Consider the following 22,538-nt stretch of genomic DNA (forward strand, 5'->3'; position numbering starts at 1 on the left):
CGGTGAATCGGCTATGACCTGCGCTTATGTCGTGAAAGTCGGGCCGAACTCGGCGAGCACGGTGCCGTGCCGGACCACGCCGGAGAGTCCGGGGAGCTCGATCGGGGGCGTCCAGGAGCGGAATCCGTCATAGCTGTCGCTGACGACATAGCGGCCGTCGGTGTAGGCATCGAGGTAGATCCGGTGCCCGCCGTCGGGCAGCCGGACCACCGACTGACCCTCGCTCGGACCACCCCAGCCGGCCCAGTCGCCGGTCGCCACGAAGGTATAGGGCCCGACCGGACGGTCGGCCACGGCCAGTTCGATCAGTTTGGTGTCCTCGTTCTTGACGAAGGCGAACAACCGTCCGTCCCACCGGACCAGGGTGGTGTCGATATGGCCGAGGGAACCCGGTCGGGCGGGGCCGAGCCCGAGCAGCGGCACCGGCGGCGCCCAGGTCGTGAGGCCGGCGTCGAGCGGGATCAGCAGATGCGGGGTGAACCCGTGGCCCCAGGTGAGCGAGACGATGATGGCGACGCGGCCGGCGGCGTCGGCGTACCACTCCGGCGCCCACGCGCCTTCGAGCCTGCCCGGCACCAGCATCGGCGCGGGCGCCATGGGCGTCCAGGTGATGCGGTCGAGGCTGTGGGCCAGGCCGATCGCGGTGGCGTCACCGGCCATCGTGTAGGTGAGGTAATAGCGGCCGTCGGTGTGACGCAGGATGCTCGGATCGCGGACCAGTCCGGTGGGCGGGGTATACGCGTGCTCGCTGACCGGGGTGAACTCGGTGCCGTCGACCGACTCGTACACCGCCAGCGTCGTATCGCTGTCGGCGCGGAACGCGGTCATCGTGTAACGGGTGGGGGTGCGCTCGGGGTCGATCCCGACACCGGGCCCCAGCGCCGATTGCGCCCGCGCGGTTCCCATTGCGAGCAGCGGCACCCCGGCCAGCAGCGCGAGTGCGGATCGTCGGCCCACTGTCATCGCCATGACCTGGGATTATCCGAGGGGAAACCGCCCCGGCGACGCAGACGCGCCGCACGGGTTCAGCCGCGCGCCGCCACCGGCTCGGTCTCCGAGGCCGTCGGCGGAGCCGTGACCGGCATCTTCGCGTCGAGGGCCAGCCCGAGCAGGCCCAGCGACAGGCAGACCGCCGAGACGGTGACCGCGATCGGATCGGTAGGGCCGGCCAGGGATCCGGCGAGCACGACCGTCGAGATCGTGCCCGGCGCCGACCCGACGAGCGTGGCCGCCAGATAGGGCAGCACCCGCACCGAGGACAAGCCGCAGCAGTAGTTGACGATCGAGAACGGCGCGAGCGGGATCATCCGCAGCGCTGCCACCGCGAGCCACCCGCGCTGGGCCAGCCGGTCATCGATCGCGCGGACCGCCGGATGGTGCAGATGCTCGGCGACCCGGTCGCGGCCGACCGCGCGCACGCCCAGCAGCGCCAGCGTCGCGCTGATCGCGGTGGCGCCCAGCGCGACGGTCGACCCCAGTACGGGACCGAACAGGACACCGCTGGTCACCGTCAGCACCGTGCGCGGCACCGGCGCCACCGCGACGAGCGCGTAGAAGAGGAAGAACAGCAGCGGCAGCAGCGGACCCGCGCCGCCTGCCCACTCCCTGATCTGCTGCGGGCCGGGCAGCGGAACCATCATCGCCACCACGAACAGCACGGCGATCCCGGCCAGAGCCATGAGCAGGCGCGGGGAGCGGATCAGTCGGGACACCGGATAAGCGTACCGGCCGGTAGGGGATGGCCGGAGCGAGTGGACAGGGTGTCACAGTTAGCATCATGTAAGAACCGGACACATCCTGGTTCGCCGCAGTATTCCGCTGCTGGGCTGATGCTGCCGGATCGGCAGTACACCGGGATGCGGTCGTCGAATGGAAGAGAGAACAGCAGCTATGCCGATTGGTTCAGAGTCCGGGGCGGGACTCGCACCGGATCCGGTGCCCGAGTACGCCGCGTGGCGCAAGGGTGTGGCGGGCGTGCTGGCGAAAGCGCGACGGGTCGAGGCTGCCGAGCTCCCGGCGGAGCCCGAGCATCTGCTCGACGAGACCACCTATGACGGGCTGACCATCGCCCCGCTCTACACCCGCCGCGACGAACTGCCCGAGCAGCCGCTGCCGGGCGCTTTCCCGTTCGTCCGCGGTGGCAGCGCCACCCGCGACCCGCAGCGCGGCTGGTTCGTCGCCGCCTTCGCCGGCTCGGCCGATGCCGCGGCCACCAACCGGACGATTCTCAGCTGGCTGGAGAACGGCGTGAGCGCCGTGTCGCTCGGCGTGGGCGCCGAGGGCATCGCGACCGCCGACATTCCCACCGCCCTGACCGGCCTGCTCTTCGAGCTGGCCCCGCTGACCCTGGTGGCGGGCGCCGACGTCGACGCCGCCGCCGCGCAGGTCTTCACGGTGCTCGACGGCTACCAGCTCGCCGAGCGGGCGCAGATCCAGGTCGGCCTGGGCGCCGCGCCGCTGACGAGTGCTTTCGCCGGCGCCGCCGACATCGACATCGATCAGGCCGTCGCCCTGGCCACCCGCGCGATCGCCCGTCCGGAGACCGTGCGCGCGATCACCGTGGACGGCACCGCCTTCCACAACGCCGGCGCCGCCGACGCTCAGGAACTGGGCGCGTCCGTCGCGGCCGGTCTGGCGTACCTACGCGCGCTGACCGCCGCCGGCGTCGACATCGCCGACGCGTTCGGTCAGCTCGAGTTCCGCTTCGCGGCCACCGACGACCAGTTCGCCACGATCGCGAAGTTCCGCGCGGCCCGGCGTCTCTGGGCCCGCGTCGCGCAGGTGTGCGGCGCGCCCGCTTTCGGTGCCGCCCCGCAGCACGCGGTGACCTCGGCCGCCATGATGACCCAGCGCGACCCCTGGGTGAACCTGCTGCGCACGACCCTGGCCGCCTTCGGCGCCGGTGTCGGTGGTGCCGACTCGGTCACCGTGGCCCCGTTCGACTCCGCTCTGCCCCCGGGCGAACTCGGCGTCTCGCAGTCGTTCTCGGAGCGCATGGCCCGCAATATCCAGCTGCTGCTGCTCGAGGAGTCGCGTCTCGGGCACGTCCAGGACCCGGCCGCCGGTTCCTGGTACGTCGACTCGCTGACCGACGAACTCGCCGCCAAGGCCTGGGAGTTCATGCAGGAGATCGAGGCCGCCGGTGGCTATCCCGCCGCGCTGGCCGCGGGCTTGGTCGCCGAGCGCATCGCCGAGACGGCCGCCACCCGCGCCGCCGACATCGCGCACCGCAAGGCCGCGGTCACCGGCGTCAACGAATTCCCCAACCTGGCCGAGACCCCGCTCTCGGAGCAGGCCCGCACCGCGGACTCGGTCGCGCGCTACGGCGCGGCGTTCGAGTCGCTGCGCAACCGTTCCGACGCCTACCTCGCGGCCAACGGTGCCCGGCCGCAGGCGCTGATCGTGCCGCTCGGCCCGGTCGCCGAACACAACGCCCGCACGATCTTCACCGCGAACGTGCTGGCCTCCGGCGGTATCGAGTCGGTCAACCCCGGCCCGCTGACCGTCGACGGAATCGCCGCGGCCGCCACCGCGTCCGGTGCGCCGATCGCGGTGCTGTGCGGTGCCGACAAGCGCTACGGCGAGGAAGCCGGCGCCGCGGTCGAGGCCCTGCGTGCCGCGGGCATCGACACGGTCCTGCTGGCCGGACCGGAGAAGTCGGTCGCGCAGTACAGCGGTACACAGCGTCCCGACGGGTACCTGACCCTGCGCATCGACGCGGTCGCGGTCCTGTCGCAGCTGCTGGAGAAGGTGGGAGCCTGATGACGACATCCGATATCGAGCACCTGGTCGGTAGTTTCGCCGAGGTGCCGCTGACCGAGCACGCGCCGACGGCCGCCGAGGTCGACGACGCGCAGGTCAAGGAGTTCGTGGCCGAGGCCGCCGCGGCCAACCACACCACCGCCGACCAGCTCACCTGGGCCACGCCCGAGGGCATCGACGTGCCGCCGGTGTTCACCAAGGCCGACCGCGATGCCGTTGTCGCGCAGGGTTATCCGCTCGACACGGTGCCCGGCGTGGCGCCGTTCCTGCGCGGTCCCTACCCGACCATGTACGTCAACCAGCCGTGGACCATTCGCCAGTACGCGGGCTTCTCCACCGCCGCCGACTCCAACGCCTTCTACCGCCGCAACCTGCAGGCCGGTCAGAAGGGCCTGTCGGTCGCCTTCGACCTCGCCACCCACCGCGGCTACGACTCCGACCACCCGCGCGTGCAGGGCGACGTGGGCATGGCCGGCGTCGCGATCGACTCGATCCTGGACATGCGCCAGCTCTTCGACCAGATCCCGCTGGACCAGGTGTCGGTGTCGATGACCATGAACGGCGCGGTGCTGCCGATCCTGGCGCTCTACGTCGTCGCCGCCGAAGAGCAGGGAGTCGGGCCCGAGCAGCTGGCCGGAACCATTCAGAACGACATTCTGAAAGAGTTCATGGTCCGCAACACCTACATCTACCCGCCCAAGCCCTCGATGCGGATCATCTCCGACATCTTCGCCTTCACCAGCGCCAAGATGCCGAAGTTCAACTCGATCTCCATCTCGGGCTATCACATCCAAGAGGCGGGTGCCACAGCCGATCTGGAGTTGGCCTACACCCTGGCCGACGGCGTGGAGTACATCCGGGCCGGAATCGCGGCGGGCATGGACGTCGACAAGTTCGCTCCGCGCCTGTCGTTCTTCTGGGCCATCGGCATGAACTTCTTCATGGAGGTCGCCAAGCTGCGCGCGGGTCGCCTGCTGTGGAGTGAGCTGGTCTCGAAGTTCGAGCCCAAGAGTGCGAAATCGCTGTCGCTGCGGACGCATTCGCAGACTTCCGGTTGGTCGCTCACCGCCCAGGACGCCTACAACAATGTGGCGCGCACCTGCATCGAGGCGATGGCCGCGACCCAGGGCCACACCCAGTCGCTGCACACCAACGCCCTCGACGAGGCGCTCGCGCTGCCGACGGACTTCTCCGCCCGCATCGCCCGCAATACCCAGCTGCTGATCCAGCAGGAGTCCAACACCACCCGTCCGATCGACCCGTGGGGTGGCTCGTACTACGTGGAGTGGCTCACCCACCAGCTCGCCGAGCGCGCCCGCGCGCACATCGCCGAGGTGGAGGCGCACGGCGGTATGGCGCAGGCGATCTCGGAAGGCATTCCGAAGCTGCGCATCGAAGAGGCCGCTGCCCGCACCCAGGCGCGCATCGACACCGGCCAGCAGCCGGTGATCGGCGTCAACAAGTACCAGGTCGAAGAGGATCAGCAGGTCGAGGTCCTCAAGGTCGAGAACTCGCGCGTGCGCGCCGAGCAGATCGAGAAGCTGGAACGGCTGCGCGCCGAACGTGATTCGGACGCCGTCGAGGCCGCGCTGGCCAACCTCACCCGCGCCGCGGCCTCCGCCGAGGGCGGCATGGACAACAACCTGCTGGCCCTGGCCATCGACGCCGCGCGCGCCAAGGCCACCGTCGGTGAGATCTCCGACGCACTGGAGAAGGTCTACGGCCGCCATCAGGCCGAGATCCGTACGCTCTCCGGTGTGTACCGTGACGAAGCAGGCAAGGCCTCCAACATCGGCGCGGCCATCGCGCTCGTCGAGGAGTTCGCCGAGGCCGAGGGTCGCCGCCCGCGCATCCTGGTCGCCAAGATGGGCCAGGACGGCCACGACCGCGGCCAGAAGGTGATCGCGACCGCGTTCGCCGACCTGGGCATGGACGTCGACGTGGGCCCGCTGTTCCAGACCCCCGAAGAGGTGGCGCGCCAGGCGGCCGACAACGACGTGCACATCGTCGGTGTCTCCTCGCTGGCCGCGGGTCACCTCACGCTGGTGCCCGCCCTGCGGCAGGCGCTGGCCGATGTCGGTCGCCCCGACATCATGGTCATCGTCGGCGGTGTCATCCCGCCCGGTGACTTCGACGAGCTGTACGAGGCGGGCGCCGCGGCGATCTTCCCGCCCGGCACGGTCATCGCCGACGCGGCCATCGACCTGCTGAAGAAGCTGGGTGCCTCGCTCGGGCACGAGATCGGTGGCGGCGCACCGGCATGATCGGTCAGCGTCCGGACGCGATAGCCGGCGTCATCACAGTGGGTGCGCGAGCGTGCTGTGGGGGAGCCGTATGAGCGACGCCGTAGAGCGGGCCGGGGGTACGGCAGCGCACCCCCGGCTCGGCACCACCGCGGGCGTCGGGGCTCCACGCAACGAAGGCCGGTCGGTCGCTCGGGCCGCGCGCACGATCGACATCGACGAGCTGGCCGACGGGATCCGGGCGGGTCAGCGTGCCCCGCTGGCGCGGGCGATCACGCTGGTCGAATCGACCCGTGCCGATCACCGGGAGCTGGCGCAGCAGTTGCTGCTGCGGCTGGGCACCGAGCCGGGCACGGTCGTGTCGAACCGGGTCGGCATCACCGGCGTTCCCGGCGTGGGCAAGTCGACGTTCATCGACGCCCTCGGCATGTACCTGCTGGGCAAGGGCCATCGCGTGGCGGTGCTGGCGGTGGACCCGTCCTCGACCCGCACCGGCGGCTCGATCCTCGGGGACAAGACCCGGATGGCGCGGCTGTCGCTGGAAGCCGACGCGTTCATCCGGCCCTCGCCGACCGCGGGCACTCTCGGCGGCGTGGCCAAGGCCACCCGCGAGACCATCGTGCTGCTCGAAGCCGCCGGCTACGACGTGATCCTGGTGGAGACCGTCGGTGTCGGTCAATCCGAGGTGACCGTCGCCAATATGGTCGACGTGTTCTGCTTCCTCACCCTGGCCCGCACCGGTGACCAGCTCCAGGGCATCAAGAAGGGCGTGCTGGAACTGGCCGAGCTGGTCGCGGTCAACAAGGCCGACGGCAAGCACGAGATCGAGGCCAAAGCCGCGGCGCGCGAGCTGTCCGGGGCCCTGCGCCTGATCCACCCGCACGACGCGCTCTGGCGTCCGCCCGTGCTCACCATGAGCGGGCTCGAAGGCGTCGGCCTCGACAAGTTCTGGGACACCGTCCTGGAACACCGTCGCGTCCTCACCGAGGCGGGCGAATTCGCCGAGAAGCGCCGTCGTCAGCAGGTCGACTGGACCTGGACCATGGTGCACGACCAGATCCTGCGCCGTCTCGCCGACAACCCCGCCGTGAAATCCGCACGCCCCCAGATCGAATCCGCCGTCCGCGACGGCACTCTCACCCCGGCCCTGGCCGCCGAACAGATCCTGCGCGCCTTCGACGCCTGAGCCGGATTCCGGGGCTGTCACGAATCGCGGCTCGGCGATTCGACGGGATTCACCAGGGCGACACCGAGGGTGATCACGGTCAGTCGCTGTCATTTTCCTCGTCGCTGGACGTCGTTTGCCCGCAGGGGTTGCGCGGAGGACCGCCGATGTGAATACTTAGGCATGTGCCTAAGTATTCGGGTGGTGAGTCGGACGGGGGACTGGACAGTGTCTTCCGGGCGCTGGCCGATCCGACGCGGCGGGCGATCGTCGAGCGGCTCGCTCGGGGACCTGCCTCGGTGTCGGATCTCGCGGCGCCGTTCGAGGTCGCGTTGCCGACGATCGTGCAGCACCTGAAGGCGCTCGAGGCCGGGCGGATCGTCAGCTCGGCCAAGATCGGGCGCGTGCGGACCTATCAGCTGGCTCCGGGGGCCTTCGGGTCCGCGATCGACTGGCTGCGGCAGCAACGACCACCGGCCGAGCGGCAACTCGACCGGCTCACGGCACTACTCATGGAATCAGTGAACAACGCAGAGGGAGAACAACAATGAACGACACCGCGACCCGCACCATCAACCACGCCCAGTTCACCATCGAGCGCGAGGTGCCCGTGACGCCCGCGGTCGCGTTCCAGGCGTTCGCCGATCCCGCCGTCAAGAGCAAGTGGTTCGGCGGCGAGGAGGGCTGGGAGCTGACCGAGGCCTCCGTCGACTTCCGCGTCGGCGGCATCGAGATCAACGAGGGCATCTTCCAGGAGTCGGTGACCTCGCGCTTCGTCGCCACCTACACCGACATCATCGACAACGAACGCCTCGTCTACACCTACGACATGTGGCTCGACGGCGCCCACATCTCCACCTCGGTCGCGACCTGGGAATTCGAACCGACCAGCACCGGCACCAAGCTCACCCTCGTCGAATTCGGCGCCCACCTCGACGGCCACGACACCGGCGCCCAGCGCGAGGAAGGCACCCGCGAGCTGGTCGACACGCTGGCGAAGTACCTCGAATCCGTCGCCTGATCACCCGTGGTCCATGTCCATCCGCATCGGGGCCGGCTGCTGCCCCGGCGCGAGGACCAGGAACTGGCCCATCATGCCCTGGTCCTCGTGATGGAGCAGGTGACAGTGGTACATGTACGGGAAGGTCGGGTCGGTGTGATCGGCGAAGTGCATGGCCAGGGTGTAGGTGACGCCCGGCGCCGTGTACACCGTGTCCTTCCAGCCGGAAAGTGCTGGGGGAGGCGGGTTTCCGTCGACCGCGAGGATCTGGAACTGGACGTCGTGGATGTGGAAGTTGTGTGGCCAGTTGTCCTCGTTGCGAACCGACCAGACCTCGGTGGTGTCGACCGGGATGGTCATGTCGATGCGGTTCATGTCCATCCGCCGGTTGTTGATCATGAACCAGCGCAGCTCGACGCTGCGGGTCGGCGCGGTGGTCGCCGCGGCGAGGGGTCGGAGGGGCACCAGCGCCGCGGGCACGGCCGCCGCGGGGCGCAGGGTGTCGGCGGCCCGCAGGTCCAGGATGGCGAAGGTGTCGTCGAAACCGAACTCGCCGGCGCGATCGATCCCGGCGCGGTCGCCGATCGGCAGCGACCGTAACGTGACGTTCTCGCCCGCGCGAACGGTGACCACGATCTCCGCCCGTTCCCCGGGGCTGAGCTGGATTCGCGACAGTGCCACGGGTTCCGGGAGCAGGCCGCCATCGGTGGCGATCAGCTGGAACGACCGGCCGTCGCCGAGCGCCAGGTGGTACAGGCGGCCCGCGGATCCGTTGAGCACGCGCAGCCGCACCCGCTCGGTGGTGACGTCGAGATGGGCGCCCGCGATGCCGTTGGTGACGATGGTGTCGCCCAGCAGGCCCACATCGGTGGCGTCGGATTCGTCGATGGCGCCGTCGGCGGTGAACCGGCGGTCCTGGATCACCAGCGGAATATCGTCCACGCCATAGTCTTTCGGTAGATCCAGCGCGTCGGCGGGATCGTCGTCGACGAGGAAGAACCCGGCCAGCCCGCGCTGGACGTGCCGTTCGGTAGCGCCGTGGGGGTGCGGGTGGTACCAGAGTGTCGCGGCCTGCTGCGCCACCGTCCAGCTCGGCGTCCACACCGCACCGGGAGTGATCATCTGATGCGGTCCGCCGTCGGCGGCGGCGGGCACGTGCATGCCGTGCCAGTGCACCGACGTCGGTTCGGGCAGGTCGTTGGTCACCGTGACCGCGACCCGCTCACCGCGCCGGGCCCGCAGGGTCGGGCCGAGCACCGACCCGTCGTAGCCCCAGGTCGCGGTGCGGACACCACGCAGCATCTCGGTGTAGCCCGCCTGCGCGCGCAAGGTGAACCGGCGGACACCGTCGACGCCCACCGTCGACGGCGCCGGTGGCGGGATCGGGAGCGGGCGCGTGGCCGACGACGGCATGGGCGCGGCGGTGCGGAACGAACAACCGGCGGCATAGGCGACCGGAGCGAGGGCGAGTCCGGTGAGGAATCCTCGGCGCGAGACCACGTGGCGTACTCCTTGTCTGTGCGGAGTCTCCAGCTTCGATCGGTTCGGGCCCCGGCCACTCCACCCCGGAGCCGGAGAGCGGGCCGCTGATTCCGGCCGCGCGGCTGTTGCGGACGCGCCGATCGCGTGCTACCCCCGGTGCGTCGCCTACCGTGGGTGCGTGATCGACACCAGCGCACGCCGCGACCCGCGGCCGCTCCTGCGGTGGCTGCCGCTGGCGCTGATCCCGGTCCTGCTGCTGGCCAGCACCTACCCGGGCCAGTACCGGGTGCCGCCGCACTACTGGCTGCTCGCGATGACGGCCGGCCTGGTCTTCCTCGCCGGGGCGCGGTGGCCGCTGGCGGTGTCGCTGATCTTGTCGGCGCTGGCCGTGCCGCTGCTGCGGACACCGGCGTGGGGCGTGTCCGGCCTGGTGCCCTACCTCGGCGCGGTGGCGCTGGTCGACGTGATCGCGCGCACCCGTCGGCGTTCGACGGTGTGGGTGGCGACCGCGGCCTGGGCCGCCGCGGTGGTGCTCGGGCGCGTCGGCCTGCACGACACCTCCATCGGGCGGGCCTCGACCGTGGTCGAGGCGGTCGCCTATGTCGGGCTGCCACTGCTGCTCGGGCTGTACCTGCGTGGCCAGCGCGAGCTCGCCGACAGTCTCCGGATGCGCGCGGCCGACGCCGAAGCGCGCACCCGCCTCGACGAGCGCGCGGCGATGGCCAGGGAACTGCACGATGTGGTCGCCCACCACATGGCCTCGATCATCCTGCGCGTGTCCGTCGCCGGACGGGTGGTGCGCGACGCCGATCCCCGGGTGGTCGCGGTCCTCGACGACGTCCGCGCGACCGCGACCGACGCGCTGTCCGACATCCGCCGATTCCTCGCCGCGCTGCGTGATCCCGCCCTGGGCGCCGTGTCCCTGGTCGAAGCGGACGCGGTCGGCACCGAGATCGCCGCCGCCCTCACCCGCGCGCGGGCCGCCGGCTTCACCATCGACGCCGAGCTCGAGGCCGACCTCGGCGCGCTGGACGCGATGAGCAGGCTGACCCTGCTGCGGTTGGTCCAGGAATCGCTGACCAATGTCATGAAGCACGCGGATCGCGATGCGCCCGTGCGGATCCGGATCGCCCGGCGCGACAGCGGCATCGACCTCGAGGTGCGCAGTGGCCGTGCCGGAACCGCCGCGCCGCCGGGTCACGGTCTCGTCGGGATGCGGGAACGCGCCGCCGTGGCGGGCGGCACGCTCACCGCCGCGGCCGACGGTGGGCACTGGGTCGTCCGGGCCCGGCTGCCCGATGTCGCGAAGGGAACCGATCCGGCATGATCACGGTATTGCTGGCCGACGATCAGCGCCTGGTGCGCGCGGGCCTGCGCATGCTCATCGAGGACACCACCGATCTCGCCGTCGTCGGCGAAGCGGCCGACGGGATGGCGGCTGTCCGCCAGTTCGCCGAGCTCGCGCCCGATCTGGTGGTGATGGATCTGCGGATGCCCGGTCTGGACGGTGTCGCGGCCACCCGGCAGATCCTCGCGTCGGCGCCCCGGGCGAAAGTGCTGGTGCTCACGACCTTCGACGACGACGAACACCTGTTCCCGGCGCTGGCCGCCGGCGCGTCCGGCTATTTCGTCAAGGACACCGATCCCGAGGTCCTGCTCGACGCCATCCGCCGGACGGTGGACGGCGACCTGCTTTTCTCGCCCGCGCTCCTGCGCCGACTGGTCGACCGGGCGCTCGCCGCTCAGCCCGCGCCCACGGTCGCCGGGCCGGAGCTGAGTCCTCGTGAACGCGAGGTGCTGCTTCTGGTCGGGCAGGGGTACGGCAACCAGGAGATCGCCGATCGGCTGCACCTGGGGGTGAGCACCGTGAAGACCCACCTCGCGAACCTGTTCGAGAAGACCGGCACCGACAACCGTGTCCGCCTGGCGGTGTACGCCTCCAAGCTGTCTCAACGGTGAGAGCCGTCATGGCAATGCCCGACGCCTCGGCGACGTCGCTGCACGGTTGCTGCTTCATCATTCGCGAGTGCTCCCATTGTCTTTGGTGACGAATCGGTAAGAAGCCGGTAACGGTGCCGTGATCGAGCCCGATACTGAACCGACCGCACTGAGCGGTCTGTTTTCGGTAGGAGGTTCGATCGATGCGATGCCGCAGCGCCCTCTCGGCGGTGGCGGCGGTGTTCCTCGCCGCCGGTTCGATGGTCGGCGGTGGTGCTCCCGCCCTGGCGGAGGTTCCGGAAGCCGGTGTGGCGGTGGCGAATCGGGCCGTGGCGATCGACGGCTCGCGTGCCGAGGTGACCTCGATCGACGGTCGGCAGGTGACCGTCCGGATCTACTCGGCGGCGATGGCGCGCGAGGTCTCGGTGAAGGTGCAGCGACCGGCCGACACCTCGGTCCCGCGCCCCTCGCTGTATCTGGTCAACGGCGCGGGCGGCGGCGAGGACACCGCCACCTGGGAGCAGAACACCGATGTGGTGGACTTCCTGGCGGCCAAGGACGTCAACGTCGTGATGCCGGTGGGTGGCGCGTGGAGCTACTACACCGACTGGCGCAGTACGGATCCGCGACTCGGCGTGAACAAGTGGCGCACCTTCTTCCTCGACGAACTCCCCGCCCTCGTCGACACGATGTTCGATACGACCGGCCGCAACGCCATCGCCGCGAACTCGATGACCGTCACCTCGGTACTGCAACTCGCGATCGCCAAGCCGGGCCTGTTCCGTTCGGTCGCGGCCTACAGCGGCTGCGCGCAGATCAGCGATCCGGTGGGCAGGCAGTTCGTCAACGTCGTGGTCGGCACCGGCGGCGGGGACGCCTCGAACATGTACGGACCGCCTGGTGACCCCGAGTGGGTCGCCAACGATCCGGTCGTCAATGCCGAAGGATTGCGCGGCACCAAGCTCTACATCTCCAACGGCAACGGCCTGCCGGGCGAACACGACCAGCTCGGCGACCCGCACCTGATCACCTGGGGTCCGGTGGGGCTCGCCAACCAGATCGTCGTCGGCGGCGTGATCGAGGCCGCGACCAGCTGGTGCACCGAGAACCTGCGGGAACGGCTCGCCGAGCTCGACATTCCCGCCACCTTCGACGTGGACACCCAGGGCACCCACTCGTGGGGCTACTGGCAGAAGGCGTTCAAGAACTCCTGGCCGCTGCTGGCCGAGGGGATGGAGATCCCCGCCTGATCAGCGCAGCTCGAACAGCGCGACCGCGTTGTCGTGACACACCTTGCGCAGCCAGTCCGGCCCGAGCTCGAGGCGCTCGAGCGCCTGGACGGCCTCGGCGTACGGGTACGGGATGTTGGGGAAGTCGCTACCGAACAGGATCCGATTCCCGAAGCGGCGCAGGCGGTCCCGCTCGGCAGGCGGGAACGGCGCGCCTGCCTCGCTGAAATCGGTCCACACCATGGTGGTGTCGAGGTACAGGCGCGGGTACTGCTCGGCCAGGTCGAGGAACTCGCTGTACTCGGGGGTGCCCATGTGCGCGATGATCAGGCACAGATCCGGAAACCGCCGCAGCAGTTCGGCGATCGGCGCCGGCCCGGTGAATTCGCCCGGGGCCGGACCGGATCCGCAGTGGATGAGCACGGGCACTCCCGCCTCGGCGAGGATCGCCCACACCGGGTCGAGCTGCGGATCGAGCGGGGAGAACGCGCCGACCTGGATGTGCACCTTGAAGACCCGGGCGCCGCTGTCGATCGCCGCGCGGACGTAGTCGGGCGCCGACGGTTCCGGGTAGAAGGTGGCGGTGTGCAGGCAGTCGGGGGTGCGGGCCGCGAACTCGGCGGTCCAGTCGTTGAGCCAGGCCGCCATCTGCGGCTTGTGCGGGTACACCAGCGAGGTGAACGCGCGGACGCCGAAGTCGCGCAGCGTCTTCAGTCGCACCTGCTCGTCGTCGCGGTAGGTGATCGGCCACGTCCGCCCGGTCAGCGGGCCGACCTGGTCGAAGTACGCCCACACCTTGCGCATCACCTGGTCGGGCATGAAATGGGTGTGCACGTCGACGATCGCGGGCAGCCCGAGGCGGGCGCGGAAGTCGGCGAGATAGGCGGCGGTATCGACGGTCACGAGGGCGGCTCCGGGTACAGGCGACGGGCCAGCGCGCCGACGCGGGTGACGAGACGTTCGAAGAAGACGGCGGGATCGGTGCCGACCACGATGTCGGCGTTGGGTTCGCGGCCCCACATGCCCGCCCAGTCGGCGACGGTGGTGGCCCGGGTGAGGGTGCCGGTCAGCTCGACGTCGACGGTCGCGGGCCTGGTCCGCGCCAGCGCGGGGTCCAGCGCCACGGCGGCGGCGAAGGGATCGTGCATGTGCGCGAGATAGCCCAGGTCGTAGCCGTCGTGGAAATCGAAGTAGAAGCGCACCGCGTCGACCAGGTACCGGATGACCGGATTGCCGGCCGCCGAGCGCCAGTCGGCCGCATCGCCTGCGGCCACCCGCTCGAGCGGCGCGCTGTGCGCGACCTCGGCCAGCCGGACCAGGTGCTCGGGCCGCATCTCGATGGACTCGGTGATGTCGAGGGCACACACCAGGGGCCTGCGGTCCGGCGGGGCGGCCGAGAAGGCGTCGAAGACCTCCTTGGCGGCCTCGGGGTCGACGTGGATGTTCCACTCGTTCGTCGGCGTCGTGTTCCCGGGGTGGTTGAACGCGCCACCCATGACGACCAGGCGGTCCAGCAACAGGGGCAGCTCGGGTTCCATCCGCAGGGCCAGTGCCAGGTTGGTCAGCGGGCCGGTGCACAGGCCGATCGCGGAGCCGGGGTGCGCGCGGGCCAGCTCCACCCACATCCGCGCGGCGGACCGATCGGAGAGTGGCCGGGGCGAGGCGGGGAGTTCGGCGTAGCCGAGGCCCTGCGAGCCGTGGGTGTCCTCGGTGGTACGCAGCGGCACCACCAGCGGGCCGTGCGCGCCCGCCGCCACCTCGACGCTGCCCGCCCGCGCGAGATCCAGCAGGGCGAGGGTGTTCGCGGCGACCTGGGCGGTCGGCACATTGCCCGCGGTCGCGGCGATCCCGAGGAGCTCGGCCTCGGGAGAGGCCAGCAGATACAGCAGCGCCAGCGAATCGTCGATTCCGGTATCGACATCGAGGATGATCTTGCGCGCCACAGGTCGAGGGTAACCGCGGGCGTTTCGCGCGCCGCCGCCGACCGTGCCGTAGCCGGACCGTTCGCCGCTGGTCATGGCGTTTTCGCCGCGTGACGGGCCGATCCCGGGTCGGCGAATGTCGCGCCGACGACGACGAAAGAGCTGTGACGGCGGCGTTTTCGGCTACTCTGCCTCAAGATTGCGGACCGATAGCTCCTGACTGGCGAGGGTAGGTGCATCTTGAAGGCGACGACCGCTGCGAAACTGGAAGAGTTGCGGAAGAATCTGGCAGCCGCGCAGGAGCCTGCGGGGGACGTGGGGGTCGCCAAACGGGCCGCCAAGGGGATTCCGAGTCCGCGGGAACGGATCGGCATGCTGCTGGATCCGGGGAGTTTCGTCGAGATCGGGGCGCTGGTGAAGCAACCCGGCGTCGCCAACAGTCTCTACGGCGACGGCGTGGTGACCGGCCACGGCACGGTCGACGGCCGCCCGGTGGTGGTGATCGCCCACGATCAGACGGTGTTCGGCGGCTCGGTCGGGGAGATGTTCGGGCGCAAGGTCGCCAAGGCGATGGACCTCGCGGCCGAGATCGGCTGCCCGTTCGTGGCGATCAACGACTCCGGCGGGGCGCGCGTGCAGGACGCGGTCACCTCGCTGGCCTGGTACGCGGCCATGAGCAGACGGCAGCTGAATCTGTCGGGCGTAGTGCCCCAGGTGTCGATCATGCTGGGCAAGTGCGCGGCGGGCGCGGTCTACGCCCCGATCAACACCGACGTGCTGATCGCGACCGAGAACGCCTACATGTTCGTCACCGGACCGGAGATCATCCGCGAGACCACCGGTGAGGAAGTGACGCTCGAGGAACTCGGCGGCGCGTACAACCAGGCGCAGAACGGGACGATCCATCACGTGGCCGTCGACGAGCGGGCCGCGTTCGATTGGGCCCGAACATATTTGAGCTTCATGCCGTCGAACTGCTTCGACAGCGCCCCGGTGGTCAACCCGGGACTGGAACCCGAGATCACCGCGACCGACCGGGAACTCGACACGCTGATCCCCGATTCCGACCGCGCCGGCTACGACATGTACGACGTGCTGCTGCGGATCTTCGACGACGGCGAGTTCCACGAGGTCGGAGGCAGCGCCGCGCGCAACATGATCACCGGATTCGCGCGAGTCGACGGCCGCAGTGTCGGTGTCGTCGCCAATCAGCCGCAGGTGTTCAGCGGGGCGATCGATGCCCGCTGCTCGGACAAGGCGGCGCATTTCATCCGGCTCTGCGACGCGTTCGGGCTGCCGCTGATCTTCGTGGTCGACACTCCGGGGGTGCTGCCCGGCGTCGAGGAGGAGAAGATCGGCGTCATCAAGCGGGGCGGGCGGTTCTTCTACGCCGTGGTCGAGGCGACCGTGCCGATCGTGACCGTGGTCGTGCGCAAGGCCTACGGCGGCGGCTACGCGGTGATGGGCTGCAAGCAGCTCGGCGCCGATGTGAATCTGGCCTGGCCGACCGCGCGCATCGCGGTCATGGGCGCCGAGGCCGCGATCGGGCTCACCCAGCGCAGGCAACTCGCCGCGGTGCCCGAGGCCGAGCGGGCGGGAGTCCGTCAACAGATGGTCGACTACTACAACACCGCGGTCGCCACGCCGTGGATCGCGGCCGAGCGCGGCTACATCGACGCGGTGATCGAGCCGTCCACCACCCGGCTGGAGATCCGCAAGGCCCTGCATCTGCTGCGGGACAAGCGCGTCGAGCAGCGGCCGCGCAAGCATCTGCTGATTCCGCTGTGAGCCCGGCGCCCGTGTCGCGGCGGCCGGGCCGGGCGGATCAGTAGCTCGGCAGGGCGAACTCCTCGGTGTGGCCGAAGAAGATCTTCTTGGTGATCGGCCGCATCGGACGCGACATCATGACGCGCACATTGGTCTTGGCCAGTCGTGTCATCAGCGGGGTCTTGGGGATCATCATCGCGATGCCGCCGCCGGGGATCTCCTTGGCCTTGGCCAGGAACGGCGTGATCTTGTCCTGGTAGCGCTGCTGCGCGCCGGCCGGATCGTCCGGGGTGGCGGCGATCTCGGCGGCCAGCACGTAGGCGCCGACGATCGCCATCGCGGTGCCCATGCCGGTCATGGGGGAGCCGCAGTAGCCCGCATCGCCGACGAGGGTGACCCGGCCGACCGACAGCTCGGGCACGTCCACCCGGGCGAGTTCGTCGAAGTAGAAGTCGGTCGTGGTCTCCATCGCCGCCAGGACCTCGGGGGCGTGCCAGCCCGCGTCGGCGATCCTCCGGCGGATGAGCGCGCGCTGGGCGTCGCCGTCGCGGCGCAGGGCCGGGTCGACCTCGGTGCGCAGGGTGATGATCGCCTTCGCGGTAGCCGGGTCGCCGTCGGGGCGGATCCCGAGCATGGCGCCGGGCACCAGGCGCATGCCGAACCAGCCGGGCTCGATATCGGCGGGCGAGGGCATGGTGAAGAACGCGCCGTAGCCGCCGAGGTTGGTGCTGAACTGCTCCTCGGGGCCGAAGACCAGCCGCCGGGTCGCCGAGTGCACGCCGTCGGCGCCGATCACCAGGTCGAAGCGCTCGGTGGTACCGGAGGCGAAGGTGACCTCGACGCCGGTGGCGTCCTGCTCGATCCGGTCGATCCACTCGCCGTAGCGGTAGTCCAGCTCGCCGGTCTCGACGGTGGCGATCGCGTCGAGCAGGACCTGGTTCAGATCGCCACGGGTGATCTCGATTTCGGCGACGGCGCCCTGGCCGTCGAAATCCTCCATCGCCATGCGGGCGTAGATCTTGCCGTCGCCGTCGACGTAGGACATGCCGCGCTCGTCGAGCTGGTACTGCGCGATGCCCGCCATCAGCCCCATCCGCTCGGCGGCTTCCTTGCTCGGTCCGCGCAGGTCGACCGCCTGGCCGCCCGGGCGGGGGACCTCGGCCCGCTCGACCACCGTCGTGCGAATGCCGTTGCGCAGCAACTGGAGTGCGACCGCGTTGCCCGCGATCCCGCCGCCGGAGACCAGAACGTGCAGGGGGTTGGTGGTGGTCATAGTGTGTCCCGTCTGGAGAAGAACGAATGTCTTAGACATATGTCTAACACAGGGCTGGTACGAATGTCTAGAACAAATGTCTAAGACAGTCCGGTAGGGTGGTGACCATGGGAAACAGAGAAGACCTGCTCGCGGGAGCGCGGAAGGTGATCCTGGAGCGCGGCGTCGCGAAGGCGACCGCGCGCGACATCGCCGCCGCGGCCGGGGTGAGCCTGGCCGCGATCGGCTATCACTTCGGATCGAAGGACCGGCTGGTCACCGAGGCGCTGGCCGAGGCGCTCGGCAACGCGATCGGCGATGCGATGGAGGCGCTCATCGCCGACGGTGCCGGCTCGTCACCGCTGGCCGGGTTCACCGGTCTGTGGAACGCGATGCCCGCGGTGTTCGCCGACAACCACGAGGCCATGCTGGCCAGCCTGGAGAACATCGTGCGCATCGTGCGCTCCGACGACGCGCGCGCTCAGCTCGGTGACCAGCTCTCCCACGCGTTCGCCGACCTCGCGGCCACCGTCCGGGCGGCGCACCCCGAACTCGACGCGGCACAGGCCGACGCCATCGGGCGGCTGTATTTCGCGCTGGTGCAGGGATTGGGCGTGCTGTGGCTGCTGAACCCGGGCGGGGCGGTGGCCGACGGTGACCAGCTGGCGACCGCGATCCGGGCGCTGGCGGGGAAGTGACCGCGAGCCGCCCCGCGGTCGATCAGTCGCGGTGGAAGTGGTCGGGTGCTTCGATCCAGAACGGCTGGGCCGAGCCGTACGGCGGGGCGGGCCAGCGTAGTCGTCGTAGTCGGCGAAAGCCGGTGCGGCCGTGACGATATCGCCGTGGCGGTTCGTCGCCGCCGGGTCGGGCGGCAGCGGCGCGGGGTGGTCGGGGTGGCGGTCGGCCGCGCGGAGCCAGGAGCCGGTGCGGGCCAGCGAGACCCGGACGTCGCGGCCTGCGCCGTCCTCGGCCCGGGCACGCAGCGCGTCCATGACGCCCGCGGCGAGGAGATAGCCCGAGCCGTGGTCGAGGGCCTGGGCGGGCAGCGCGCCGGGGCTGTCGGCGTCGCCTTCGAGCAGGGCGATGCCGGAGGCGGCCTGGACGATGCTGTCGAAGCCGCGCCGACCGCCCCATGGCCCGGTCGTTCCCCACGCCGAGACCGACGCCTCGATCAGACCCGGCCGGGCCGCGGCGCGCACCCCGGCCGCGGCGAGCGCGCCCGGGCGATAGCCCGTCACCAGGACATCGGCGGCGGCCAGCAGGTCCTCGAAGGTCGCGAGGTCGGAGCGCAGATCGAGCAGCGTCGAGCGCTTGCCCTGGCAGGTGTCGCTGAACTGCCAGTCGATCTCGGGCAGGTGCGGCGGGTCGACGCGCAGCACATCGGCGCCGAGCAGCGCCAGGGTCCTGGTGGCGACCGGACCCGCGAGGACCCGGGTGAGGTCGAGCACGCGGACATCGGCCAGCGGACGATCGATCGTCGGCGCGGCCGCGCCGGGGCGTGTGGATTCCGTGGGTGGACGGTCCGTGCGTGAGTCGACGGCCACCAGCGGTCCGGCCGCGGCGGCCCGGCCCATCGGGGAGGCCGACCACTCGGCCTCGGTGCGGACCCGCACCGCGATCGCGCCCACCACGGCGGCGACGTCCTCGATCTCGGCACCCTTCCTCGTGGCGACCGCGGCGGCGAGCCGGGTGCGGTCGGTGTCGGCGGGCAGGTCGAGCGCCCGCAGCAGCCGCGCACGGTGGTGCGGGTAGTTGGCGTGGGTGCGCACCCAGCCGTCGGCGCTGCGGAAGAACCCGGACAGCTCGGCGAAGGCCGACGGTGCCGACTCGCCCTGCCGGAACAGTCGCTCGCTCGCGAAGGCCGCGGCGATGCGGGCCGGGTCCAGGCGCGTCGGCCGGGTGGCCAGCCCGAGCGCGGCGCGGTACCGATTCGCCGATCCGGCCGCCGCGGCCACCGATCCCGCGGCCAGCGCCCACACCGGTAGCGTGGCTGCCAGCCGAGCACCGGGCGCCGGCTCGTCGTCGAGTGCCGACGGCTCGAGTCCCAGCCCGGTCTCATAGGCGTGCACGAGGTGCTGCGCGGTGGTCACGCCGCTCAGCCTAGCCACGACGAGGACAGGTGAGGAGCGTGATGTGGCCGTGAATACAGCGGCGACGGAATGGATTCGGGTGCTGCGGGCGGACCCGGCGGCCCGGCGGCGACTGGTGTGTTTCCCGCCCGGCGGGGGATCGGCCTCCGCCTACCGTGAACTCGCCGAGCACCTCGGTCCCGGCACGGAGGTGACGGCCGTGCAGTATCCCGGCCGCCAGGATCGCCTCGCGGACGCCGTGATCACCGAGATGCGTGCGCTCGCCGACCGCATCGCCGAGGACGTCCTGCGCCGCCCCGGACCGCCGCGCGTGCTGTTCGGGCACAGCATGGGCGCGACAGTGGCCTACGAGACCGCGCGCAGGCTGGCCGCCGCGGGCGAACCACCGGCGGCGTTGATCGTGTCCGGCCGTCCCGCACCGGCTTTCGTCGAGACCGGTCGCCTGCATCTCGGCTCCGACGCGGCCCTGATCGACGATCTGGAGCGCCTCGCCGCCGACCCCGTCCCGGTGCGGCTGCTGCGCACCGAACCCGGCCTGGCCGAGCTGGTCCTGCCCGCTGTCCGGGCCGACTACCAGGCCGTCGAGACCTACCGTCACGAGCCGGGACCCGCGCTGAGCTGCCCGGTCGTGGCCTTGGTCAGCACCGAGGACCCGACCACCACGGTGGAGCAGGCCGAGCAGTGGCGCACCGTCACCGATGGGGTGTTCGCGTTGCGGACCTTCCCCGGCGGGCACTTCTACCTCGACGAGGACCCGGCCGCGGTGGCGCGGGAGATCACGCGGCACCTGAGCTGAGTCCGCGGTGGCGCAGCTGCAGGCGCACGTACCCGGCCCACGACACCAGCACCGCCACCGCGGCCACCAGCCGCACCGACCCGAGCGCGCTGTCGGGGTAGATCACGCCGGTCAGGTAGTGGTCGATGAACCCGGCCTGCGGCAGTTCGGCCACCCCGGCGTGCCTGCGCGCCCAGTTCTCGGCGTAGGTCAGCGGGCAGTCGAAGCCGATCAGGATGGTGCCGAATCCCCACGAGGCCGCCAGCAGGTGCAGCCCGATGGTGCGGGGCCATCGCCACGCGAGGAAACCACCGGCGACCACGTACGCGATGAACGCGACGTGGGTGACGGCGATCAGATCGGCCAACACCCGGAACGGCACGTATTCAGATTAGGCGGCGACCGGCCGATACGGAATCATGATCAACATTCCGGTTCGGCATCGCTTGGATGCCGTCACCAGGGCGAGGGCTGGTAGTCCTTGAGGAAGCAGCCGTAGAGGTCGACGCCGTTCTCGCCCTGCACGATCGGGTCGTAGACGCGGGCGGCGCCGTCGACCAGGTCGAGCGGCGCGTGGAAGCCTTCCTCGGCCAGGCGCACCTTCGTGTAGTGCGGACGCTCGTCGGTGATCCAGCCGGTGTCGACCGCGGTCATCAGGATCGAGTCGGCCTCGAACATCTCCAGCGCGCTGGTGCGGGTCAGCATGTTCAGCGCGGCCTTGGCCATGTTCGTGTGCGGATGGCCCGGACCCTTGTAGCCGCGGCTGAACTGGCCCTCCATCGCCGAGACGTTGACGACGTACTTGCGCCGCCCCGCCGACGCGGCCATCGCCGGGCGCAGGCGCGAGACCAGGATGAACGGCGCGACGGAGTTGCACAGCTGCACCTCGAGCAGCTCGGTGGCGTCCACCTCGGCGACCGTTTGCACCCAGCTGTTGGTGTGCGCGAGATCGGGCACCAGCCCGCCGGCGTCGATCGCCACGCCCGCCGCGATCCGCTCCGGGGTCGCCGATCCCGCGACCAGCGCCAGCTCGGCGACATCGGTGGCCGACAGCGACGGCGTCAGCGAGGCGGTGAGCGCGGTCGGATGCGCCTGCATGGTCTTGCCGAAGGTGACCATCTCGGGCAGCACACCCGCGGGCAGCGGCGCGGTCTCGGCGTCGACCAGGGCACTGTAGGCGCCCGCCGAACGGCGCACGGTCTGGGCGGCGTTGTTGATCAGGATGTCGAGTGGACCCTGGGCGGCGACGTCGTCGGCCAGGGCCACCACCTGTGCCGGGTCACGCAGGTCGATGCCGACGATGCGCAGGCGGTGCAGCCAGTCGGCGCTGTCCTCCATCGCGGCGAAGCGGCGGATCGCGTCGTTGGGGAAGCGGGTGGTGATGGTGGTGTGCGCGCCATCGCGCAGCAGCCGCAGCGCGATGTACATGCCGATCTTGGCGCGGCCACCGGTCAGCAGGGCGCGCTTGCCGGTCAGGTCGGTGCGGGCGTCGCGCTTGCTGTGGCTGGCGGCGGCGCACTCGGGGCAGAGCTGGTGGTAGAACGCGTCGACCTGGGTGTAGCGCTGCTTGCAGATGTAGCAGGGCCGCGGCCGCAGCAGGGTGCCCGCGCTCGCGCCGGTCGTGGCCGAGCTGATCGGAATGCCCGCGGTCTCGTCGTCGATGCGCTGCGGCGAGCCGGTGGCCGTCGCCGCGATGACCGCGCGGTCGGCCGAGGCGACCTGCTCCCTGGCCTCGATGCGCCTGCGCTGCTTGAGCTTCTTGAACATGTGCCCCACCGCGCGCTGGACCGCGATCGAATCGGGGTGTTCCTTCTCCAGTTGCCCGGCCTGTTCGAGCACCCGCAGACAGGTCGCCAACTCGTCCGGATCGATCATGTTCGCGGTCATCGGGGAGTGCGGCATTCCTTCGTGCG

19 protein-coding genes and 1 pseudogene are annotated in these 22,538 nt (G+C 70.6%); 11 read left to right on the forward strand and 9 right to left on the reverse strand.

Annotation, left to right across the window (positions count from 1 at the left end; all coding sequences use genetic code 11):
- Positions 1-24: 24 nt before the first annotated feature.
- Both Q7X29_RS17165 and Q7X29_RS17170 read right to left on the reverse strand, forming a co-directional pair.
- Complete coding sequence (locus Q7X29_RS17165) at positions 25-969, reverse strand: glycoside hydrolase family protein (RefSeq protein ID WP_316574705.1); 945 nt, start codon at positions 967-969, stop codon at positions 25-27.
- A gap of 56 nt (positions 970-1,025) precedes the next feature.
- Positions 1,026-1,712 carry a TVP38/TMEM64 family protein gene (locus Q7X29_RS17170; protein ID WP_316574706.1) on the reverse strand — a complete coding sequence of 229 codons (687 nt, stop codon included), beginning with the start codon at positions 1,710-1,712 and terminating at the stop codon, positions 1,026-1,028.
- 178 nt (positions 1,713-1,890) lie between these two features.
- Here Q7X29_RS17170 and Q7X29_RS17175 point away from each other — a divergent pair, with 178 nt between their 5' ends.
- The 5 genes from Q7X29_RS17175 to Q7X29_RS17195 all read left to right on the forward strand — a co-directional run bounded on the left by Q7X29_RS17175 (position 1,891) and on the right by Q7X29_RS17195 (position 8,191).
- Positions 1,891-3,762 (forward strand): methylmalonyl-CoA mutase family protein, encoded by a 1,872-nt coding sequence (locus Q7X29_RS17175; RefSeq protein ID WP_316574707.1) that lies wholly within the window; start codon positions 1,891-1,893, stop codon positions 3,760-3,762.
- Complete coding sequence (gene scpA, locus Q7X29_RS17180; protein ID WP_316574708.1) at positions 3,762-6,026, forward strand: methylmalonyl-CoA mutase; 2,265 nt, start codon at positions 3,762-3,764, stop codon at positions 6,024-6,026. Before Q7X29_RS17175 ends, scpA begins: the two co-directional genes overlap by 1 nt.
- A 70-nt stretch (positions 6,027-6,096) precedes the next feature.
- Entirely contained in the window at positions 6,097-7,191 is a 1,095-nt protein-coding gene (gene meaB / locus Q7X29_RS17185) for a methylmalonyl Co-A mutase-associated GTPase MeaB (protein WP_255588247.1), read from the forward strand.
- A gap of 164 nt (positions 7,192-7,355) precedes the next feature.
- Positions 7,356-7,721, forward strand: coding sequence for an ArsR/SmtB family transcription factor (locus tag Q7X29_RS17190; protein ID WP_218720010.1), 366 nt, complete (start codon positions 7,356-7,358; stop codon positions 7,719-7,721).
- On the forward strand, positions 7,718-8,191 hold the full coding sequence (locus tag Q7X29_RS17195) for an SRPBCC domain-containing protein (protein WP_218720011.1): 474 nt from the start codon (positions 7,718-7,720) through the stop codon (positions 8,189-8,191). The genes Q7X29_RS17190 and Q7X29_RS17195 overlap by 4 nt, the downstream gene beginning before the upstream one ends.
- Here the strand turns inward: Q7X29_RS17195 and Q7X29_RS17200 are convergent, their stop codons facing one another.
- A complete protein-coding gene (locus tag Q7X29_RS17200; RefSeq protein ID WP_316574709.1) occupies positions 8,192-9,670 on the reverse strand; it encodes a multicopper oxidase family protein in 1,479 nt (492 codons plus the stop codon).
- Positions 9,671-9,830: 160 nt separating this feature from the next.
- Between Q7X29_RS17200 and Q7X29_RS17205 the strand changes: the two genes are divergently transcribed.
- The 3 genes from Q7X29_RS17205 (at position 9,831) to Q7X29_RS17215 (ending at position 12,840) form a co-directional block, all read left to right on the forward strand.
- Positions 9,831-10,979: a sensor histidine kinase gene (locus Q7X29_RS17205; RefSeq protein WP_316574710.1), complete on the forward strand. Its 1,149-nt coding sequence runs from the start codon at positions 9,831-9,833 to the stop codon at positions 10,977-10,979.
- Positions 10,976-11,611: a response regulator transcription factor gene (locus tag Q7X29_RS17210; RefSeq protein WP_316574711.1), complete on the forward strand. Its 636-nt coding sequence runs from the start codon at positions 10,976-10,978 to the stop codon at positions 11,609-11,611. Before Q7X29_RS17205 ends, Q7X29_RS17210 begins: the two co-directional genes overlap by 4 nt.
- A gap of 182 nt (positions 11,612-11,793) precedes the next feature.
- Positions 11,794-12,840: an alpha/beta hydrolase gene (locus tag Q7X29_RS17215; protein WP_316574712.1), complete on the forward strand. Its 1,047-nt coding sequence runs from the start codon at positions 11,794-11,796 to the stop codon at positions 12,838-12,840.
- Here the strand turns inward: Q7X29_RS17215 and Q7X29_RS17220 are convergent, their stop codons facing one another.
- Together Q7X29_RS17220 and Q7X29_RS17225 are read right to left on the reverse strand one after the other, a co-directional pair.
- Positions 12,841-13,722: an amidohydrolase family protein gene (locus Q7X29_RS17220; protein ID WP_316574713.1), complete on the reverse strand. Its 882-nt coding sequence runs from the start codon at positions 13,720-13,722 to the stop codon at positions 12,841-12,843.
- Complete coding sequence (locus tag Q7X29_RS17225; RefSeq protein WP_316574714.1) at positions 13,719-14,762, reverse strand: nucleoside hydrolase; 1,044 nt, start codon at positions 14,760-14,762, stop codon at positions 13,719-13,721. Before Q7X29_RS17225 ends, Q7X29_RS17220 begins: the two co-directional genes overlap by 4 nt.
- A 219-nt stretch (positions 14,763-14,981) precedes the next feature.
- Between Q7X29_RS17225 and Q7X29_RS17230 the strand changes: the two genes are divergently transcribed.
- Positions 14,982-16,529, forward strand: a complete 1,548-nt coding sequence (locus tag Q7X29_RS17230) for an acyl-CoA carboxylase subunit beta (protein WP_218720018.1) — start codon at positions 14,982-14,984, stop codon at positions 16,527-16,529.
- A 37-nt stretch (positions 16,530-16,566) separates the two neighbouring features.
- Here the strand turns inward: Q7X29_RS17230 and Q7X29_RS17235 are convergent, their stop codons facing one another.
- Complete coding sequence (locus Q7X29_RS17235) at positions 16,567-17,781, reverse strand: FAD-dependent monooxygenase (RefSeq protein ID WP_316574715.1); 1,215 nt, start codon at positions 17,779-17,781, stop codon at positions 16,567-16,569.
- Positions 17,782-17,888: 107 nt separating this feature from the next.
- Here Q7X29_RS17235 and Q7X29_RS33090 point away from each other — a divergent pair.
- Positions 17,889-18,032, forward strand: a pseudogene (locus tag Q7X29_RS33090) (TetR family transcriptional regulator); the annotation flags it as partial.
- Between the two features lie 84 nt (positions 18,033-18,116).
- Here Q7X29_RS33090 and Q7X29_RS17245 read toward each other — a convergent pair.
- Entirely contained in the window at positions 18,117-19,850 is a 1,734-nt protein-coding gene (locus tag Q7X29_RS17245; protein ID WP_394358693.1) for a CoA transferase, read from the reverse strand.
- Positions 19,851-19,893: 43 nt separating this feature from the next.
- Here Q7X29_RS17245 and Q7X29_RS17250 point away from each other — a divergent pair, with 43 nt between their 5' ends.
- Positions 19,894-20,646 (forward strand): thioesterase II family protein, encoded by a 753-nt coding sequence (locus tag Q7X29_RS17250; RefSeq protein WP_308248582.1) that lies wholly within the window; start codon positions 19,894-19,896, stop codon positions 20,644-20,646.
- On the opposite strand, the gene Q7X29_RS17255 is transcribed toward Q7X29_RS17250, so the two are convergent.
- Positions 20,627-21,007, reverse strand: coding sequence for a DUF2784 domain-containing protein (locus Q7X29_RS17255; protein WP_218720022.1), 381 nt, complete (start codon positions 21,005-21,007; stop codon positions 20,627-20,629). The two genes, Q7X29_RS17250 and Q7X29_RS17255, sit on opposite strands and share 20 nt — an antisense overlap.
- A gap of 74 nt (positions 21,008-21,081) precedes the next feature.
- Positions 21,082-22,512, reverse strand: coding sequence for an SDR family NAD(P)-dependent oxidoreductase (locus Q7X29_RS17260; RefSeq protein ID WP_316574717.1), 1,431 nt, complete (start codon positions 22,510-22,512; stop codon positions 21,082-21,084).
- Positions 22,513-22,538: the final 26 nt, after the last annotated feature.

The organism is Nocardia canadensis, assembly GCF_032656385.1.
Lineage (GTDB): Bacteria > Actinomycetota > Actinomycetes > Mycobacteriales > Mycobacteriaceae > Nocardia > Nocardia canadensis.

Coding starts and splice junctions, on each gene's coding strand:
- Q7X29_RS17165 (WP_316574705.1), bottom strand. CDS start 969: ATGGCGATGACAGTGGGCCGACGATCCGCACTCGCGCTGCTGGCCGGG.
- Q7X29_RS17175 (WP_316574707.1), top strand. CDS start 1,891: ATGCCGATTGGTTCAGAGTCCGGGGCGGGACTCGCACCGGATCCGGTG.
- scpA (WP_316574708.1), top strand. CDS start 3,762: ATGACGACATCCGATATCGAGCACCTGGTCGGTAGTTTCGCCGAGGTG.
- meaB (WP_255588247.1), top strand. CDS start 6,097: ATGAGCGACGCCGTAGAGCGGGCCGGGGGTACGGCAGCGCACCCCCGG.
- Q7X29_RS17195 (WP_218720011.1), top strand. CDS start 7,718: ATGAACGACACCGCGACCCGCACCATCAACCACGCCCAGTTCACCATC.
- Q7X29_RS17210 (WP_316574711.1), top strand. CDS start 10,976: ATGATCACGGTATTGCTGGCCGACGATCAGCGCCTGGTGCGCGCGGGC.
- Q7X29_RS17215 (WP_316574712.1), top strand. CDS start 11,794: ATGCGATGCCGCAGCGCCCTCTCGGCGGTGGCGGCGGTGTTCCTCGCC.
- Q7X29_RS17235 (WP_316574715.1), bottom strand. CDS start 17,781: ATGACCACCACCAACCCCCTGCACGTTCTGGTCTCCGGCGGCGGGATC.
- Q7X29_RS17260 (WP_316574717.1), bottom strand. CDS start 22,512: ATGACCGCGAACATGATCGATCCGGACGAGTTGGCGACCTGTCTGCGG.